We start from the raw sequence: 18153 nt of genomic DNA on the forward strand, positions 1-18153 counted from the left end.
ACCTGCGGCTTCACCGAGCCGGTCGCGCGCGAGAGCGCTACCGTGCCAGGAGCAGTACCTGCGCATGCATCACGGCCCACCTCAAGGAGAAGGTGCGACATGTCGAGCACTGTCACCGTCCAACCCCCCAAGGGCGTCCGGGGCATCGGTCTGATCACCCTCATCGCCGGCATCGTCATGATCGTCGCCGGCGTCGTGGTCTGGATCGTCGTCTCGCAGACGCTCTCCGACGAGCAGATCACCGTGTCGGACGACGCGAGCATGTTCGCGGGCCAGCACGTGTCGGGCCCCTTCACGGCCTACGCGCAGGCCGAGGTGATCAACAAGCACGCCCTGGAGGCCTCGGGCGGGCAGACGTACGCGGAGCTCCCGCAGGACGACCCGACCCGGGACACGGTCATGCAGGCGTCCTTCCTGCGGGCGTCGCTGTTCACCTCGGTCGTGGCGTTCGGCGTCTGCGCCCTCGTCATCGGCCTGGGCATCGTGTTCCTCCTGCTCGGCAGCGCGCTACGCAGGCTCGCTGGCGGGCCGCAGATGGTGATCGACTCGGGGCCGGTCACCTCGGGCGGCGACCTCTCGCACGCCGCCCACCGCGCCGACCCGGTCGAGCCGGCACGGCCCAGCACCCCGGCCCCGCCGCCCGAGCGGCCGACCACCCGCCCCGCCCCCGAGGCGCCCCCGGCCGGGACCACACCCCCTCCGTCCACGTCGTCGACACCTCCGTCGACACCTCCGTCGACGCCCCCGGAGAACCCGCCGTCGGCCCCGCCGGCCGGGAGCAGCGGCTCGCCGACCGCCTGAGGTCCGCGGCCGCCCAGCACGACGACGCGGCGGTGACCCCCACCCGGGGGTCACCGCCGCGTCGTCGTGCTGCGCGTCAGCGGGCGGACGTCGTGCGGCGCCGGCGGCGCACCGCGCTCACCACCGAGCCGATGACGAGCAGCACGCCCGCGGCGGCGAGCAGCACGATGGCGGCGAGCTCGACGTCGATGTGCATCCCCGCGCCGTTGGCGACCAGGCCGACGCCGAACGCCACCACCAGGAAGCCCCACACGATCGTGCTGGCCCGCGGGCCGGGGCTCGGGGCGTGACGGTCGTCGACCGGGCCCGCCGCGGCCGCGGGTGCGTCCGTCGGCGTCGCGGGCGGCACGTCCGCCGCCGCGGCCGTCGCGGACCCGGCCGACTGGTCGTACGCCGGCTGGTCGTACGCGGGCTGGTCGTACGCGGGCTGGTCGTACGCCGGCCGGCCGGGGGCGGGCTGGCCGTACGCAGGCCGGTCCGGCTGGTCGAAGATCGACAGCGGGTCCTCGGGCCCGGCCACGGGCAGCGCCCGGGTGGCGTCCGTCGTCGCGAAGGCCTGCGTCTGGTCCGGGGACGGGAGGGCCTGCGTCTGGTCCGGGGACGGGAGGGCCTGCGTCTGGTCCGGGGACGGGAGGGCCTGCGTCTCGTCCGCGGCGGGGAGGGCCTGCGTCTCGTCGCCGCCGTCCGTGAGCCCGGGGTCGGGCGTCGTGGGCTTGTCGTCGCTCATCGGGACTCCTCGATGGTCAGGTCGCCGGCGCGGACGTCGACGTCGAGCACCAGGCGGGCGCCGCCCGCGGTGTGCACCTCGTCGGTGGTGAACCGCGCCGGGCCGTTGGTGTAGGTGTTCACGGAGTTGTCCTGACCGTCGGCGCGCCAGGTGGCGTTGCCGGCGATGACCTGGACGTCGGCCTGGACGGCCTGGTCGGCGGGGATCAGCACCTGCGTGCTGCCCGCGGCCATGGAGATCGGCACGACGACGGGGTCGCCGGGGGTGACGGAGCCGAGGTCCAGCTCGGTGAGGTCGACGACGGCGCTGCCGAACCGCACGTTGACGCCGTCCTCCGCCTCCTCGATCGACCGCGGGGTGACGGTGCCGTCGCTGACGACGGTCGCGGAGCCCGACTCCTGCGGGCCGGCGTCCCAGAAGTCCCACGAGCCGCGGGTACCGGCGAACGGCCAGGTGATGACCCCGGCGATCAGGGCGAGGATCGCGAAGAAGGTCAGCGTGCCGCCGCGGCGGCCGCGCAGCCCGGTCACGACGAGCCCGACCCCGAGGACGACGATCGAGATGCCCAGCCAGGTGGGGCCGAGCGGCAGCCCGAGGTTGTTCGTGCGGTCGGCGACGAGCAGGAGCGCGCCGGCGAGGAGCACCAGGCCGAGGACGATGCCCACGGCGCCCGCACCCGGCCCGCGGCGCACGGGGCGCGGCGGCCGCGGCGGTGCCGGGGGAGCGAGCGGTGCCGGGGCAGCGAGCGGCGCGGCGGGGGCCGGCGCCGCCGCCCAGGAGCCCGTGGCTGCCGGGGCGGGCGGCTGCGGCAGGGTGGGCGCGGCCAGGTACGGCGCGGGGGGCGCCGGGGCGAACGAGTCCGTGGGCACGGCGCCGGACGGGCCGCCGGCGCCGTACGGCATCCCGGTGTCGGAGGTGCCGCCGCCGGCGATGCCCGACGGGGCCGGGACCGCGGTCCCGGGGGCCGGCGTCGAGGCGTACGGCGTCGCCGGGTACGGCGTCGCGGGGTACGGCGGGGCGGGCGGCACGTTCGGGCCGCCGGAGCGCGGCTTGCGGTCGCGGATCAGCTTGACGATCAGCCAGACGATGGCGACCCAGACGGCCACCCAGAGGATGCCGGCGACCCAGTCGAAGAAGCGTCCGCCGCCCCACGACCAGAAGCCGTCGCCCCACGCGAAGCCGACGATCAGCGCGACGACCGCCCCGAGCAGCGCGACGTCGAAGTCGCCGCGGAACGCCTGCTGGAGGTGGATCCGTCCGTCCCGCTCCGGGAGCAGCGCCCACGCGATCGCGTAGATGACGATGCCCGCGCCGGTGAGGAAGAAGCTGAGGATCAGCAGCCCGCGCACCAGCAGGGGGTCGAGGCCGAACCGCTCGGCCACACCGCCCGCGACGCCGCCGACCCACCGGTCGTCGGACCGGGTGACGCCGAGGCGGCGGATGGAGTCGAAGAAGCCGTCGCCGCTGCGGGGCGGCACGGGCCCGCCCGTGGCGGGGGCGCCGCCGGCGCCGGGCTGCGGCCCGGGCGGCTGGGGGAGGTCGTCGGTGCTCATGGCTCCATCCTGACGACCGGGGTGGCGTCGCGGCATCGGGTGCTGCCCTGAGGGGACCCTGATTCACCGGGCCCGGCCACCCTGAAACCTCGGGATCCCGCGCCCGGGGGCGCCCCTGACGTGCCAGGATCGGGAGGGTGAGCACCGACCGTCCCCCGCGCCTCCCGCTGCGCCGGCCCCCGCGGGGCCGGATGCTCGGCGGCGTCGCCGCGGGCCTCGCCGCGCACCTGGGCCTCCCGGTCCTCGTGGTGCGCCTCGCCTTCCTCCTGCTCACCCTGGCGGGCGGCGCGGGCGCGGTGGCGTACGTGTTCTGGTGGGTGACCGTGCCGTCTGGCGACCCGAGGCTGGCCGCGGACACCACGCCGACGTCGCTGCAGCGGCTCGCGCCGCGGCTGCGCCTGCGGGGCCCGGTCGCCGCGCTGCCGGTGCGGGACGTCCTCATCGGGGCGGCCCTCATCGCGGGCGCGTTCATCCTGGTCGCGATCCGCGCGGGCTGGGACGTGGGCGCGTCGTGGGTGCTGCCGGCCCTCGTCGCGGTGGGCGGGCTGGCCCTCGCCTGGAGCCAGCTCGACGCGGCGCAGCGCGGTCGCACGGGGGACGGCGGCGGGCACGCGCGGCGCCCCACGCTCGTGCTGCGCCTCGTGGGCGGCGTCGTGCTCGTCATGGTCGGCGTCCTGCTCCTCATCGGCCAGGACGCCCCGGTGCCGGTGCTGCTGCAGGCGGGCGCGGCGTCCCTCGCGGTGCTGGCGGGCGCGGCGCTCATGCTGGCGCCCTGGTGGCTGCGGCTGGTCCGCGAGCTCGGCGACGAGCGCGCGGCGCGCGCCCGGGAGGCCGAGCGCGCCGACATCGCGGCCCACCTGCACGACTCGGTGCTGCAGACCCTGGCCCTCATCCGCTCGCGCGCGGACGACCCGGAGGCGGTGGCGCGCATGGCCCGCGCCCAGGAGCGCGAGCTGCGGGAATGGCTCTACACGGACCGGACCGCCCCCGGCACGTCGCTCGCGGCCGAGCTGCGGGCCCTCGTCGCGGAGGTCGAGGACGGCCGCGCCGTCGAGGTCGAGACGGTCGTGGTGGGCGACTGCGTGCCCACCGAGGAGACGTCGGCGCTGCTGCAGGCCTCGCGCGAGGCCCTGGTCAACGCCGTCGTGCACGGCCGGCCTCCCGTGACCGTCTACCTCGAGGTGACCGACGGCGCCGTCGAGGTGTTCGTCCGTGACCGCGGCGACGGCTTCGAGATGGACGACATCGCGCCGGACCGGTTCGGGGTGCGAGAGTCCATCCTGGGCCGCGTGCACCGGCGCGGCGGCACGGCGGACGTCACCAGCCGCGAGGGCTGGGGCACCGAGGTGCGGCTGCGCATGCCGCGCGACGGCCAGGCCTCGCCCGCCGCTCCCGCGCCGTCCACCCCGCCGGCCGAGGACGGGACGCCCGCCCCGACCGCGGTGCCGACCGGCACGACGACCAGTGACACCGACGAAGGAGCACGCACGTGAGCGCCACGCCCGACGCCCCCCAGCCGCCCACGGGGCCGGTCCCGGTCGTCCTCGTCGACGACCACCACATGTTCCGCACCGGCGTGCGCGCCAGCCTGGACGGGCGGGTGGACGTGGTCGGCGAGGCGGCCGACGTCGACCAGGCCGTCGCCGTCGTGCACGAGCTGCGGCCCCCCGTGGTGCTGCTCGACGTGCACCTGCCCGGCGGCAACGGCGGCGGCGGCGCCGAGGTGGTGCGGAGGTGCGTGGACCTGCTGGGCGGCACGAAGTTCCTCGCGCTGTCCGTCTCGGACGCCGCGGAGGACGTCGTGGCCGTCATCCGCGCGGGGGCGCGCGGGTACGTCACGAAGAACATCTCGGCGTCGGACCTGTCCGGCGCGGTGGTGCGGGTGGCCGGCGGCGACGCGGTGTTCTCGCCCCGGTTGGCGGGCTTCGTGCTCGACGCGTTCGGCACGGCGGCGGGCGACGTCGCGGTGGCCGACGACGAGCTGGACCGGCTGTCCAAGCGCGAGCAGGAGGTCATGCGCCTCATCGCGCGGGGCTACTCCTACCGCGAGGTGGCGAGCGAGCTGTTCATCTCCATCAAGACGGTGGAGACCCACGTGTCCGCCGTGCTGCGCAAGCTGCAGCTGTCCAGCCGCTACGAGCTCACGCGGTGGGCCGCCGCCCGGCGCCTGCTCTGACCTCGTCGAGGTAGCGGTCGACGACGACCTCGACCAGCTCGGCGGGCGCCTCCGCGCCCGCGACCAGCAGCGGCGCGGTCGTGACGTCGCCGCCGGCGCGCGCGGCGAGGTCCGCGAAGAAGCCGGGCGCGAGCAGGTAGGTCGCGACGACGACGCGCCCGGGGGCGCCGGCGCGGGCCGCGGCGACGGCCTCGGCCGCCCGCGGTGTCGCGTTCGCGATGTACCCGACGGTGACGGGCCGGCCGACCCGCGCCGCGAGGCGGGCCGCGGTGGTCTCGCAGTCGGCGACGGCTCGGGCGTCGCTGGACCCGGCGGCCGCGAGCACCACGGTGTCGTCGGCGCGCAGGCCGACCTCGTCGAGGCGCCGCACCAGCAGGTCGACGAGCCGGTCGTCCGGGCCGAGCGCGCCGCCGAGGACGACGTCGTCGCCGGCGCCGGCCGCCGCGTCGACGTCCTCGCGCAGGTCCACGTGCACGTGGTACCCGGCGGACAGGAGCAGCGGCACGACGACCGTCGCCGCGGCGGCCGGGTCGTCACGCAGCCCCGCGAGGCAGGTGGGCACGTCCGGCTGCTGCACGTCGACGAAGCCCGCGCGCACGGGGACGCCGGGGACGCGCGCGGCCACCGCGTCGACCAGCCTCGCGACGGCCGCCGCCCCGGTGGCCGAGTCCGTGCCGTGGGAGATCGCGAGCAGGGCGGGCTCGGGCTGGTGCGCGGTCACGGGCGCGACGCTACGCGGCGCGTCGGTCGGCGCGGTTGCGGCCGCGTGAACCACCGTCACGACGACCTCACGGCGGGCGCCTGCCCGGCGTGAGCCGCGACGGCAGCGGTCGGGACGGCGCCGTGGTCGGGCAGGGCGTCGGCCCACGCGGGGCTGCGCCGCACGACGTCGCCCACGACGGTCACCGCGGGCGCCCGCACGCCGACGGCGAGCGCCCGGTCCGCGATGTCCGCGAGGGTGCCCACGGTGGTGCGCTGGCGCGGGCCGAAACCGTCCTCCACCACGGCGACCGGCGTGGCCGCGGGCCGTCCGGCCGCGACGAGCGCGCGGGCGGTCTCGGCGAGCCGGGTGACGCCCATGAGCAGCACGAGGGTGTGGTCGGTGCCGCCGGGGACCTGCCCGACGTCGTCGTGCCCGGTGAGGACGCTGAACCCGCGGGCCAGGCCACGGTGGGTGACGGGGATGCCGGCGGCGGCCGGCACGGACACCGCGGAGGTGACCCCGGGCACGACCTCCACCTCGATGCCGGCGGCGCGGCAGGCGTCCAGCTCCTCGCCGCCGCGGCCGAACACGTAGGGGTCGCCGCCCTTGAGGCGCACGACGTCCCGCCCGGCGAGGGCGTGCTCCACGAGCAGGGCGGAGATCTGGTCCTGCGGCACCGGGTGGTGGCCGGACGTCTTGCCGACGTCGACCACCTCCACGTCGTCGCCGAGGCCGGCGAGCAGGGCGCGGGGCGCGAGGCGGTCCACGACGACGACGTCCGCGGTCGCGAGGAGCCGGCGGCCCCGCACCGTGACGAGGCCGGCCGCGCCGGGCCCGCCGCCCACGAGGGCCACCCGCCCGCGCCGCGAGGGCGCGTCGTCCGCCGGTGCCGCGTCGTCGGCGGGGCGCACCGCGCGCAGGGGCAGGCTGCCGTCGTCGAGCCCGACGACGACGGCGTCGCGCACCCGCACCGCGCGCCGCGGGTCCCGCGCCGCCGTGACGGCGACGGTGAGGTCGCCCGCCGGGCGGCCCGCGGCGTCCGTGACGGGCGTGCGGGCCACCGCCGGCACCCACGCGCTGCCGAGGCCGGCGTCGCCGGCGGTGACGCAGAACGTGCGCAGCTGCTCGGCGTCGCCCGCCACGCGGGCGTCCACGTCGGGGTCGCCGGTGGCCGTGTGCACGAGCCAGGCGCCGTCGAGGTCGCCGTCGCAGTACCCGCGCGTGACGCGCTCGATCGTGCCCGCGGAGACCAGCGCCGCCAGGTCGGGCACGACGTCGGGCGCGATCACCCGCACGCGGGCGCCCGCGGCGAGCAGGCCGCGCACGCGGCGCAGGGCCACCGGCCCGCCGCCCACCACGATGACGAGGCGGCCGGCGACGCGCAGGCCCAGGGGATAGGTGTCGTGCGGCGCCGCGGGCCGCGCTCCACGGGTTCCGGCCACCGTCGTCCTCCGCTCGGTCATAGGTGCAGCCCGCACTCGGTCTTGTCGCGCCCGGCCCAGCGCCCGGCGCGGGCGTCCTGCCCGGCCTCGACGCGCTGGGTGCACGGCTCGCAGCCCACCGACGGGTAGCCGTCGCTGAGCAGCGGGTTGACGACGACGCCGTGCTCCCGTGCGTACTCCTCGACCTCCTCGTCGGTCCAGGCCGCGAGGGGGTTGATCTTCACGACGCCGTTCTTGTCGTCCCAGGCGACGAGCGGCGCGTTGGCGCGAGCCGCGGTCTCGCCGCGCCGCACGCCGGTCGCCCATGCCTCGTAGCCCCGCAGCGCCTGGCGCATGGGCGCCACCTTCCGCATGGCGCAGCAGGCCTCGGGGTCGCGGTCGTGCAGGCGCGGGCCGTGCTCGGCGTCCTGCTGCGCGACCGTGAGCTCGGGGCGCACGTCGACCACGTCGACGTCCATCTCGATCTCGACGGCGCCGCGCGTGCCGAGCGTCTCCGCGAAGTGGTAGCCGGTGTCGCCGAACAGGACGTCGACGAACGGGAGCTGCCGGGACACCAGGTGCGCCAGCACGAGGTCCTGCATCGACGACGCGACCGCGAGGTAGGGGCCGAACTCCCGCACCGCCCAGGCCACGACCTCCACGGCCGTGGCCTCGGGCCGGTCGCCGTCGGCGTGCAGCTGGGCCCGCCCGCGCTCCACGACGTGGCGCAGCTCCTCGGGGGAGCGGCGGTGGCGCGCGGCGCGGGCGTGCTGCCGGGTCTCGCGCGCGGAGTCGCGCGCCTCCGCCCGGGCCCGGACCTGCGCGAGCCGGTCGGTCCCGGAGCCCGCGGGGGACAGGAGCGTGACGGGGGACGCGACGTCGACGGCGGTCATCGCAACGCCTCCTCGTCGGCCCGGTGCGCCCACTGCGCGAACGTCTCGTCGCCGGCGTGCTCGGCGTCGTAGCGCCGCACGACGCGCTCCACGTAGTCGCCGACCTCCGCGGCCGGGACCTTGAGGCCGCGCACCGTGCGGCCCAGCTCCCCGGCGTCGCGGCCGGCGCCCACGAGGCCGCCGCCCAGGTGCACCTGGAAGCCCGGCATCTGCTCGCCGTCGACCGTGATGATCTGGCCCTTGAGCCCGATGTCGGCGGTCTGGATCCGGGCGCACGAGTTGGGGCAGCCGTTGACGTTGAGCTCGATGGGCCGCCCGAGACGCGCGGTGACGTCGCCGAGCCGGTCCTCCAGCTCGCCGATGACGCGTGCCGCGGTGTCCTTGGTGTCGACGATCGCGAGCTTGCAGAACTCGATGCCCGTGCAGGCGATGGTCGAGCGGCGGAAGAGGCTGGGGCGGGCGGTGAGGCCCAGCGGCTCCAGCCCGTCGAGCAGCTCGTCCACGCGGTCGGCCGGGACGCCCAGGACCACGACCTTCTGGTGCGCCGTGAGCCGTGCCCCGTCCGCGCCCACCCGCTCGACGAGGTCCGCCAGCCCCGTGAGGGTGTTGCCGCCGACCCGCCCGACGACGGGCGCGGCACCCACGTAGAACCGGCCGTCCTTCTGCTCGTGCACGCCGACGTGGTCGCCGGGGCGGGTGGCCGGGGCGGGCGCCGGGCCGTCGGGCAGCGCGTAGCCGAGGTACTCGCTCTCCAGCACCTCGCGGAACTTCTCGGTGCCCCAGTCCGCGAGCAGGAACTTCAGGCGGGCCTTGTTGCGCAGCCGGCGGTAGCCGTAGTCGCGGAAGATGCGGATGACGCCGTGCCAGACGTCGGGAGCCTGCTCCTCGGTGACGAACACGCCGAGCCGCTCGCCGAGCCGCGGCGTCGTCGACAGCGCCCCGCCGACCCACAGGTCGTAGCCCGGGCCGAGCTCCGGGTGCACGACGCCGACCAGCGAGATGTCGTTGATCTCGTGCACTACGTCGAGGCTCGGGTGGCCGGTGATCGCCGTCTTGAACTTGCGCGGCAGGTTCGCCAGCTCGGGGTCGCCGATGTAGCGGCGCTTGATCTCGAGGATCACGGGCGTCGGGTCGATGATCTCGTCCGCCGCGATGCCCGCCACCGGGCTGCCGAGGAAGCCGCGGGGCGAGTCGCCGCACGCCGTCGTCGTCTCCAGGCCCACCGTGTCGAGGCGGCGCCAGATCTCCGGCATGCTCTCGATCTCGATCCAGTGGTACTGGATGTTCTGCCGGTCGGTGATGTCCGCCGAGCCGCGCCCGAAGTCCGCCGAGATGCCCCCCAGCACCCGCAGCGCCGCCGGGTCGAGCAGCTGTCCGTCCGAGCGCACCCGCAGCATGAAGTAGCGGTCCTCGAGCTCGTGCGGCTCGAGCGTGGCGGTGCGGCCGCCGTCGATCCCGGGCTTGCGCTGCGTGTACAGGCCCCACCAGCGGAAGCGGCCGTGCAGGTCGTCGTCGGCGATGGAGTCGAAGCCGTCGCGCGCGTAGATCGTCTCGATGCGCTCGCGGACCCCGAGCGGCGCCGCCTCCTGCTTGAACACCTCGTTGTGGTTGAGGGGCTCGGAGCCGTCGATCTTCCACTGGCCGTTCGGGCGGGTGGCGCGCGGCGGGCGCACGCGGGCGGAGGGGGCGTTGTCGCTGGTGGCGGTGGGTGCGGTGGCGGTGGTCTGCGTCGTCATCTGGGGGAGTTCCTCGGTCCTCGGGGGCGGGGACGCGCGACGACGAGCGACTCAGCAGGGGTGGGCCGAGGACCGACGGCGCGCGCCGGTGCTCAGGAGCCGCGGGGTGGCGGCGGGGCTGAGGTAGGGCGCGATCAGCGACAGCAGCACAGACAGCTGCGCATGCTGCGACGCACGCACGCCGGCATCTCGTGACGAGTCGTCACGAGGAGGCGGTGCGCGGCCGTGGTCATGGCGACGACGGTAACCGGTCGAGGGCGGGTTGCGCGAGACCGGGTCCACATCGTGGGACCACATGCTGGGACGGCCGGTGAGGCGCTTGCGCCGGGCCGCCCGGGTGTGACATGTGACCGGTTGCGGACACCCGTGTCAGATCCCTGTCCCCGCGCGGATAGGGTGGCGGCATGGAGTTCCTCTACCACGTCTTCGTCGCCCTCCACTTCGTGGGCTGGGCGATCGTCCTCGGCGGCTACATCGCGTCGATCAAGGGTCCCGGCCTGTACCGCGGGGTCTTCCATGGCGCGGCGACGGCCCTCGTCGCGGGCGTCGTCATGGTCGGCATCGCCGAGATGGGCGACCTCTGGGCCGACGGCGGCCCGAGCATGGCCAAGATCGGCGTCAAGCTCGTGATCGCGCTGATCATCACCGTCCTCGCCTTCCTCGCCCGGCGCCAGGGCGCCAAGGGCGACAACGGCACGGGTGCGGTCAGCCCGGCCCTCAAGCACTCGATCGGCGCGCTGACGCTGGTCAACATCCTGGTCGCCGTCTTCTGGTGAGCCGTTGAACCTCCTCGGTGAGGTGCTGGTCGGGCTGGCGATCGCCGTCGGCCTGGTCGGCATCGTCGTCCAGGTGCTCCCCGGCAACGTGCTCGTGCTGGGGAGCATCCTCGTGTGGGCGTGGGTCACCGGCGGCACGACGGCGTGGGTGTGCTTCGCCGTCGCCGCCGTGGCGGTCGTGCTCGCCGAGACCGGGCAGTGGCTGCTCGCCGGCCGGCACATGCGCCGCGCGGCCGTGCCCTGGAGCACCCTCGCGATCGCCGGCGTCGCCGGGGTCGTCGGGTTCTTCGTCGTGCCCGTCGTCGGGCTCTTCCTCTTCTTCGCCGGCGCGGTGTTCCTCGTCGAGCTCGCCCGCCGGCGCGACGCCGCGGTGGCCTGGTCCGCCACGCGCGCCGCGCTCAAGGCCACCCTCATCACGATCGGCGTGCAGCTCGCCGGCGGGCTCGTCGCCACCGTCGCCTGGGTGGTCGGGCTCGTCCTCACCTGAGCCCGAGCGGAGCGCCCGCCGCTCAGTTCGCCGGAGCCGGGCCCGCGACCCGGAACTGCACGAGGTCGACCACGTCGCCGTCGCCGATGCCCGGGTAGTGGTGCGTGCGCAGCGCGTCGCGCAGCTGGTCCGCCGTGCAGTTCTCCGGGGCGGCCTGCTCGTCGGTGATCTCGGCGAACCGCACCTGCTCCACGGACTCGACCGTGCCGCGCAGGGAGCGAAGGCGGTCGTCGAACTCGAACAGGAGGGTCACGGGCCCGGGGCGCGACGGGTCCCGGAACCGGGTGGTGGCAGTCTTCGTCCCGGCGACGACGGCGTCCCAGTGCCGGGCGGCGAACCGCAGGAGGCGGGGCGGGGCCGCCTCGCGGCGCTCGTAGGCGTACGGCAGCAGCTCGCGGGCGCGAACCACGACCAGGTCCGCGCCGTCGGGCACGATGACGAGCGCGTCGGGGTGCTGGTCGACCAGCACCTGGCGGCACCGTCCGCACGGCGCCAGGACCCCGCGCCCGCCGTCGCCGACCGCGACGATCCCGGCCACCGGGAGGGCTCCCGCGGCGGCCGCGACGCCGAGGGCGACCATCTCCGCGCACGGTCCTCCCGTGAAGTGGTGCACGTTGACGCCCGTGTGCACGCGGCCGTCCACGTCCATGACGGCGGCCGCGACGGTGTGCAGCCCCGTGCCGTCCTCCGGCAGCCGGCGCGCGGCGACCACGGCGGCGTCGAGGAGGAGCTTCTCGGGAGGGAAGAGCACGCGACGGACCGTACACCGCCCACCCGTCGACGTCGCCGGGTGGATGCTCCGACGTGAGGCGGGGAGGTCCCGAGGCGCGTGACGAGCAGGGGCGAGCGGAGCCCGCGCCGTCAACCGGCGGGGTTCTCCGAGACGTAGAGCGTGTTGCCGTCGGGGTCGCGGAACGAGAACATCGGCGGCGCCGAGTCCCAGAGCAGCAGGTCGCCGACGTCCGCGCCGGCGCCCGCCAGCGCCGCGTGGGCGGCGGGCGCGTCGGGCGTCACGAGCCGGATGCCCGTGTCGACGCCGGCGGGCAGGCCGTCGCCGGCGCGCACCAGGGCGAGCGAGGTCGGGGCGCCCGGGGCGGCGACGTCGATCCAGCGGAAGCCGGGCTGCAGCTCGGCGTCGAAGCGGACCTCGAGGCCGAGCGCGCCGGTGTAGAAGGCGAGCGCCGCGTCCTGGTCGCGGACGGGGACGGCGACCGTGTGGACGCCGGTGAATCGGGCGGTGGGCATCGGTGCTCCTCTGTTCCGGCCGCGCCCGGGCACGGGGCGGCTCCTCGTCCCTTCGACGTCGCGGAGGGGGCGGACTCATCGGTGGGGTGCGGCCGGGCCGGCGGCGCTTAGGGTGTCCGACGCAAGGACGGTGCGGGCGAGGGAGCGGTGATGGTGCAGGACGGCGGGACCCAGGGTGCGGGCGGTCACGACGAGCGGTGGGTGGTGCGCGTCGCGACGCTCGACGAGCTGGACGCGCGGACCGGCTACGAGGCGTGGCGGCTGCGCCAGGACGTGTTCGTCGTCGAGCAGGCGTGCGCGTACCCCGACCTGGACGGCCGTGACGCGGAGCCCGGCACCCGGCACGTCGTGCTGCTCGACGAGGAGCGGGGCGGCCGCGTGGTCGCCACGGCGCGCGTGCTCGACGACGGCGACGTGCAGCGCATCGGCCGCGTCGTCTGCCACCCCGACGTGCGGGGCACCGGGGCGTCCGGCGTCCTCATGCGGGCCGCGCTGGACGTGGCCACCGCCGCTGCGCCCCGGGCGGACGTCGTGCTCGGCGCGCAGTCCCCGCTGACCGGCTTCTACGGGCGCTTCGGGTTCGCGCCGGACGGGCCGGAGTACCTCGAGGACGACATCCCGCACACCCCGATGCGCCTGCGCCGGTAGTCAGGCGCCACGAGCGCCGGGACGGGCATGATCGGCCGGGCGCCCCGCCCACGCGGTCAGTGCTTCGGCGAGCCCGTCCGCGGAGTCCTGCCCGACCCACGCCACGTGGCCGTCGGGGCGCACCAGGACGGCGGTCGGCGCCTCGACGGCGCCCAGCACGGGCAGCACCCACGGTCCGTCGGAGGTCGCCCGCACGTGCCGGACCCGGCCGGACCAGGGACCGGCGTCCAGGGCAGGGCCGCCGAGCTCCAGGAGCACCGGCCACGCCCGGTGCAGCAGCTCGAACACCCGACGCGCGCCGGCACCGCCGTCCGGCGCCGACAGATCGAGGTCCGGCATCCGCCGCCCCCGCAGCGGGTGCCCCTCGCCGAGGTCGTAGGTGACGTCCAGCCCGGTGACCAGACCCGCGACCGGGGTGCCCGCCCCGTCGACGGCGAGCACCGCGTCGAGCAGGTCGCGCAGCGCCTCCTGCCGGGGGTCCGACCGCTGGAACAGCGACTGCGCCATCGTGTAGCCGAGCGCCCGGGCCCCGGCAGGGTGGCGCTCTGCGTGGTAGCTGTCGAGCAGCTCCTCGCCGGCGACGCCGCGCACCACCTGACCGAGCTTCCAGCCGAGGTTCACGGCGTCCTGGACCCCGAGGCCGATGCCCTGCCCGCCCGTGGGGGAGTGCACGTGCGCCGCGTCCCCGGCGAGCAGCACCCGGCCGACGCGGTACGACGCAGCCTGCCGGGTGGCGTCGGTGAAGCGCGACAGCCAGGACGGGTCGCGCACGCCGAAGTCCGTGCCGAACACGTCGGCGAGCCCGCGGCGCAGGTCCTCCAGGGTGGGTTCGGCGGTCGACGGCGCGGCCTCGGTCAGCACGACCCGCACCGTGCCGTCGTCCATCCGGAAGAGCCCGTGCGTGCCGCGCTCGTCGACCCTGCCGGTGCGCTCCAGGTCGCCGTCGACCCGGACGTCGGCGATGAGCGTGCTGCGGGTCGCGTCGGGCCCCACGAGGTGGATCCCTGCCGCGCGCCGGACGGTGCTGCGCCCGCCGTCGGCCCCCACGACGTACCGAGCCCGCACCGCCTCGCCGGAGCCGAGCAGGACGCGGGCGCCCTCGTCCTGCTGCGCCACGTCCTCGACCTCCGCGTCGCGCCGGACCGGCGCCGCGAGCTCCTCGGCCCGAGCGAGCAGGAGGCGCTCGATGCGGCCCTGGGGCAGCGCCAGCGTGTACGGGTGGCGGGTGGGCAGGCCGCCCAGCGGCAGGCGGGTGCCGCCGAACGTCACCGCCGGGACGGTGGTGCCCTCGGCGAGGAACCTGTCGGCGATGCCGCGCTGGTCGAGGAGCTCGATCGTGCGCGCGTGGAACCCGCCGCCGCGGGAGCCGACGAGGTCCTGCGTGGAGCGGCGCTCGAGGACGACGACGTCGGCCCCGGCGAGCCGCAGCTCAGCAGCGAGCATCAGCCCCGTCGGCCCGCACCCGACCACCGCGACGTCGTGCATCGTGATCCCCCGATCGCTCGCCTCCCGCCATCGTGCCTGGTTCCCCGGGTGTCGGCCGCGGAGCCTAGTCTTGGTCCACGATGACCTCCCTGTTCGACAGCCTGTCCCTGCCCGGGTTCGACCACGCCGCGAAGGACGACACCGCACGCCTGCCGTCCACCGCCCCGCGCTGGGACGACGACGCCGCCGACCCGTCGTCGGGCGCGCCCGCGTGGGTGCGCGACGCGGCGTCGGAGGCGCACGACGGCGGGGGCGAGGACGGGCGGCCGCGGTCGCGCGGGGCGTTCTCCCACCTGGACCCGGACGCGCTGGTGGAGGGCCTCAACCCGCAGCAGCGGGCCGCCGTCGAGCACCACGGGTCGCCGCTGCTCATCGTCGCGGGCGCGGGGTCGGGCAAGACGCGCGTGCTCACGCACCGCATCGCGCACCTGCTCGCGACGGGCCGGGCGCGCGCGGGGGAGATCCTCGCGATCACCTTCACCAACAAGGCCGCCGCGGAGATGCGGGAGCGCGTCGAGCACCTGGTGGGCCCGGCGGGCGGGCGGATGTGGGTCTCGACGTTCCACTCCGCGTGCGTGCGGATCCTGCGCAAGGAGGCCAAGACCCTCGGCCTGCGCTCCAGCTTCTCCATCTACGACGCGGCGGACTCCCAGCGGCTCATCACGCTGGTGACGCGCGAGCTGGACCTGGACCCGAAGAAGTACCCGGCGCGCTCCCTGGCGCACAAGATCAGCGACCTGAAGAACGAGCTGATCGACCCGGACACCTACGCGCGGCAGTCGGGCGCCGACACGGCCGAGCACGCCGACGCCGCCGAGCCGCCCGCCGCGGGCTGGCGCGCACGGGCCGCGGGCGGCGGCCTGGCCGACGGCGGGGCGCCCGAGTTCGACACGGTGCTGGCCGACGTCTACCGGCGCTACCAGCAGCGGCTGGCGCAGGCCAGCGCCCTCGACTTCGACGACATCATCATGACCACGGTGAACCTGCTGCAGGCGTTCCCCAACGTGGCCGAGCACTACCGGCGCCGGTTCCGGCACATCCTCGTGGACGAGTACCAGGACACGAACCACGCGCAGTACATGCTGGTGCGCGAGCTCGCGGGGGCGACCGCCGACGGACCCGGCGTCGACGGCCTGGACCCGGCCGAGCTGACGGTGGTGGGCGACGCCGACCAGTCCATCTACGCGTTCCGCGGCGCCACGATCCGCAACATCGTGGAGTTCGAGGAGGACTACCCGGACGCCACGACCATCCTGCTCGAGCAGAACTACCGCTCCACGCAGACGATCCTGTCCGCCGCCAACGCCGTCATCTCGCGCAACCCCGACCGCAAGCCGAAGCGGCTGTGGACCGACGCGGGCGCGGGGGAGAAGATCGTCGGCTACGTGGCCGACGACGAGCACGGCGAGGCGCGGTTCGTCGCGGAGGAGATCGACCGGCTCGGGGACGCCGACGGCGTGCGCCCCGGCGACGTCGCGGTGTTCTACCGCACCAACGCCCAGTCCCGGGCGCTGGAGGAGGTGCTGATCCGCGTCGGCCTGCCCTACAAGGTGGTGGGCGGCACCCGGTTCTACGAGCGCCGCGAGATCAAGGACGCCATCGCCTACCTGCGCGCGCTCGCGAACCCCGACGACGACGTCAACCTGCGCCGCGTCCTCAACGTGCCCAAGCGCGGGCTGGGCGACAAGGCCGAGTCGCTGGTCGCGTCGTTCGCGGACCGGGAGCGGCTGTCGTTCGGGGCGGCGCTGGAGCGCGCCGACGAGATCGGCGGCATGACGACCCGCACGTCCAGGCCCCTCATGGCGTTCCGCGACATGATGCGCGACCTGCGCGCGCTGGTGGACGACGGCGAGCCGCCCGCCACGATCCTCGGCGCGGTGCTGGACCGCAGCGGCTACCTCGCCGAGCTGCGCGCGTCGGACGACCCGCAGGACGCGTCGCGCGTGGAGAACCTCGCCGAGCTGCACGCCGTCGCGGCCGAGTTCAGCGAGCTGGACCCCGAGGGCGACCTCACGGACTTCCTCGAGCGCGTGTCCCTGGTGGCCGACGCCGACCAGATCCCCGACGAGGACGTCGCCGACGGGGAGGCGGAGCAGGAGCCCAAGGAGGACCAGGGCGTCGTCACCCTCATGACGCTGCACACCGCCAAGGGCCTGGAGTTCCCGGTCGTCTTCCTCACGGGCATGGAGGACGGCACGTTCCCGCACATGCGCTCGCTGCACGACGACTCCGAGCTCGCCGAGGAGCGGCGGCTCGCGTACGTCGGGATCACGCGCGCGCGCCAGCGGCTGTACGTCACGCGCTCGGCGGTGCGGTCGGCGTGGGGCATGGCGAACGAGTTCCCGCCCAGCCGGTTCCTCGAGGAGGTCCCCGAGGAGCTGTGGGACTGGCGGCGGCGCGAGTCGTCCACCCAGTACCTGCGGCGCGGCGGTTCGGCCTGGGGCGGGTCGGGTCGCGACCGGCGTGGTGGCGGCTCCGGGAGCACCTGGTCGCCGGAGCGGCGGTCGTCGGGCGGCACCTCGGGCGGCACGTCGGGCGCGGGCGAGCGTCGCTCGCCGTCGTCGGGCGTGGGCGCGCGGCTCGGCCGGCCCAAGGACGGAGCGGCGGCGGGTACGGGCGCGACGTTCGGCTCGGCCACGCCGCGCAAGGACGCGGACGTCCCGTCGCTGGACGTCGGCGACAAGGTCACGCACGACGCGTACGGCGTCGGCACGGTCGTCTCCCTGGAGGGCAGCGGGCCCAACTCCGTCGCGCGCATCGACTTCGGCGCGGACGGCACCAAGCGACTGCTGCTGCGGTACTCGCCGGTCACGAAGCTCTGACGTCGCCGGGCGGGGGCGCGCCGCCGCTGGCATCGTGACCGTGTGCTGCTGGACGCGAGGACGCTGCGCGGTCTGGCCGACGGGACGGTGACCCACACCTACCGCCGGTGGGCCGTGGTGCGGGTGCACGCCGGGTCGACGATGCGCACGCGGGTGGGCGTGGTCGAGGTGACGGCCGTGGACCCGGTGCCCCTGGAGACGGTGGACGACGCCGACGCCCGCGGTGCGGGATTCCGCACGGGGACGACGGCCCGCGCCTGGATCGAGCGGCGCGGCGAGGGCGACCTGTACCGCGTGGGGCTGCGCCTGGCGGGGCCGGACCCGCGCGTCGCGCTGCGGGAGGACGACGACCTCGACGACGACGCCGTGGACGCCATCCGCACCCGGCTCGCGCGCATGGACCGCGCCGCGCCCGCGCCGTGGACCCGCGACTACCTGGAGCTCATCGAGGCGCGGCCCGCCGTCGTCGCGCGCACGCTCGCCGAGGGGCTGGGCATGGAGCGCGACCCGTTCAAGATCCGGGTGCGGCGGCTCAAGGAGCTGGGCCTCACGGAGAGCCTCGACGTCGGCTACCGGCTCTCGCCACGCGGGCGCGCCTACCTGGGGCGGACCGGGCGCCGGTAGCCGGGTGGTCGGGCCGCCGGCAGGCGGTGCGCCGTCCTGCTGCCCCGGCCCGCGGC

Annotated in this window: 17 protein-coding genes; 8 read left to right on the forward strand and 9 right to left on the reverse strand. The window is 76.0% G+C overall.

The genetic code is table 11. The features are described 5' to 3' along the window. Positions 1–99 precede the first annotated feature (99 nt). On the forward strand, positions 100–801 hold the full coding sequence (locus ACFU9A_RS07900) for a hypothetical protein (RefSeq protein WP_430574678.1): 702 nt from the start codon (positions 100–102) through the stop codon (positions 799–801). Between the two features lie 76 nt (positions 802–877). Here ACFU9A_RS07900 and ACFU9A_RS07905 read toward each other — a convergent pair whose 3' ends face one another. Beyond that, on the reverse strand, positions 878–1528 hold the full coding sequence (locus tag ACFU9A_RS07905; RefSeq protein WP_430574679.1) for a hypothetical protein: 651 nt from the start codon (positions 1526–1528) through the stop codon (positions 878–880). Further along, on the reverse strand, positions 1525–3081 hold the full coding sequence (locus tag ACFU9A_RS07910; protein WP_430574680.1) for a PspC domain-containing protein: 1557 nt from the start codon (positions 3079–3081) through the stop codon (positions 1525–1527). Before ACFU9A_RS07910 ends, ACFU9A_RS07905 begins: the two co-directional genes overlap by 4 nt. 137 nt (positions 3082–3218) lie before the next feature. On the opposite strand from ACFU9A_RS07910, the gene ACFU9A_RS07915 reads away from it, so the two are divergent. Both ACFU9A_RS07915 and ACFU9A_RS07920 read left to right on the forward strand, forming a co-directional pair. Next, on the forward strand, positions 3219–4574 hold the full coding sequence (locus tag ACFU9A_RS07915; RefSeq protein ID WP_430574681.1) for a PspC domain-containing protein: 1356 nt from the start codon (positions 3219–3221) through the stop codon (positions 4572–4574). A gap of 68 nt (positions 4575–4642) precedes the next feature. Further along, entirely contained in the window at positions 4643–5257 is a 615-nt protein-coding gene (locus tag ACFU9A_RS07920; protein ID WP_430575360.1) for a LuxR C-terminal-related transcriptional regulator, read from the forward strand. On the opposite strand, the gene ACFU9A_RS07925 is transcribed toward ACFU9A_RS07920, so the two are convergent. Genes ACFU9A_RS07925 through ACFU9A_RS07940 form a run of 4 tightly spaced genes read right to left on the reverse strand, consistent with a single transcriptional unit; the run spans position 5223 to position 10010 of the window. Further along, positions 5223–5978, reverse strand: a complete 756-nt coding sequence (locus ACFU9A_RS07925; protein ID WP_430574682.1) for a sirohydrochlorin chelatase — start codon at positions 5976–5978, stop codon at positions 5223–5225. The two genes, ACFU9A_RS07920 and ACFU9A_RS07925, sit on opposite strands and share 35 nt — an antisense overlap. A gap of 56 nt (positions 5979–6034) precedes the next feature. Further along, positions 6035–7423, reverse strand: a complete 1389-nt coding sequence (gene cobA, locus ACFU9A_RS07930) for a uroporphyrinogen-III C-methyltransferase (RefSeq protein ID WP_430574683.1) — start codon at positions 7421–7423, stop codon at positions 6035–6037. Beyond that, positions 7420–8274 (reverse strand): phosphoadenylyl-sulfate reductase, encoded by an 855-nt coding sequence (locus ACFU9A_RS07935; protein WP_430574684.1) that lies wholly within the window; start codon positions 8272–8274, stop codon positions 7420–7422. The genes cobA and ACFU9A_RS07935 overlap by 4 nt, the downstream gene beginning before the upstream one ends. Beyond that, positions 8271–10010 carry a nitrite/sulfite reductase gene (locus ACFU9A_RS07940; protein ID WP_430574685.1) on the reverse strand — a complete coding sequence of 580 codons (1740 nt, stop codon included), beginning with the start codon at positions 10008–10010 and terminating at the stop codon, positions 8271–8273. Before ACFU9A_RS07940 ends, ACFU9A_RS07935 begins: the two co-directional genes overlap by 4 nt. Positions 10011–10414: 404 nt before the next feature. On the opposite strand from ACFU9A_RS07940, the gene ACFU9A_RS07945 reads away from it, so the two are divergent. Together ACFU9A_RS07945 and ACFU9A_RS07950 are read left to right on the forward strand one after the other, a co-directional pair. Then, a complete protein-coding gene (locus tag ACFU9A_RS07945; protein WP_430574686.1) occupies positions 10415–10786 on the forward strand; it encodes a hypothetical protein in 372 nt (123 codons plus the stop codon). 4 nt (positions 10787–10790) lie between these two features. Then, complete coding sequence (locus ACFU9A_RS07950) at positions 10791–11273, forward strand: DUF456 domain-containing protein (RefSeq protein WP_430574687.1); 483 nt, start codon at positions 10791–10793, stop codon at positions 11271–11273. A gap of 22 nt (positions 11274–11295) precedes the next feature. Here the strand turns inward: ACFU9A_RS07950 and ACFU9A_RS07955 are convergent, their stop codons facing one another. Both ACFU9A_RS07955 and ACFU9A_RS07960 read right to left on the reverse strand, forming a co-directional pair. Further along, positions 11296–12024 carry an ASCH domain-containing protein gene (locus ACFU9A_RS07955; RefSeq protein WP_430574688.1) on the reverse strand — a complete coding sequence of 243 codons (729 nt, stop codon included), beginning with the start codon at positions 12022–12024 and terminating at the stop codon, positions 11296–11298. Between the two features lie 110 nt (positions 12025–12134). After that, positions 12135–12518, reverse strand: a complete 384-nt coding sequence (locus ACFU9A_RS07960) for a VOC family protein (protein ID WP_430574689.1) — start codon at positions 12516–12518, stop codon at positions 12135–12137. Positions 12519–12668: 150 nt separating this feature from the next. Here ACFU9A_RS07960 and ACFU9A_RS07965 point away from each other — a divergent pair, with 150 nt between their 5' ends. Continuing rightward, positions 12669–13166 carry a GNAT family N-acetyltransferase gene (locus tag ACFU9A_RS07965; RefSeq protein ID WP_430574690.1) on the forward strand — a complete coding sequence of 166 codons (498 nt, stop codon included), beginning with the start codon at positions 12669–12671 and terminating at the stop codon, positions 13164–13166. On the opposite strand, the gene ACFU9A_RS07970 is transcribed toward ACFU9A_RS07965, so the two are convergent. After that, positions 13167–14651: an FAD-dependent monooxygenase gene (locus ACFU9A_RS07970; protein ID WP_430574691.1), complete on the reverse strand. Its 1485-nt coding sequence runs from the start codon at positions 14649–14651 to the stop codon at positions 13167–13169. Between the two features lie 80 nt (positions 14652–14731). On the opposite strand from ACFU9A_RS07970, the gene ACFU9A_RS07975 reads away from it, so the two are divergent. After that, a complete protein-coding gene (locus ACFU9A_RS07975) occupies positions 14732–17473 on the forward strand; it encodes a UvrD-helicase domain-containing protein (protein ID WP_430574692.1) in 2742 nt (913 codons plus the stop codon). A 42-nt stretch (positions 17474–17515) separates the two neighbouring features. Continuing rightward, positions 17516–18097: an ASCH domain-containing protein gene (locus tag ACFU9A_RS07980; protein WP_430574693.1), complete on the forward strand. Its 582-nt coding sequence runs from the start codon at positions 17516–17518 to the stop codon at positions 18095–18097. Positions 18098–18153: the final 56 nt, after the last annotated feature.

The sequence above is a fragment of the Isoptericola sp. NPDC057653 genome (assembly GCF_042799955.1).
Classification (GTDB): Bacteria; Actinomycetota; Actinomycetes; order Actinomycetales; family Cellulomonadaceae; genus Isoptericola.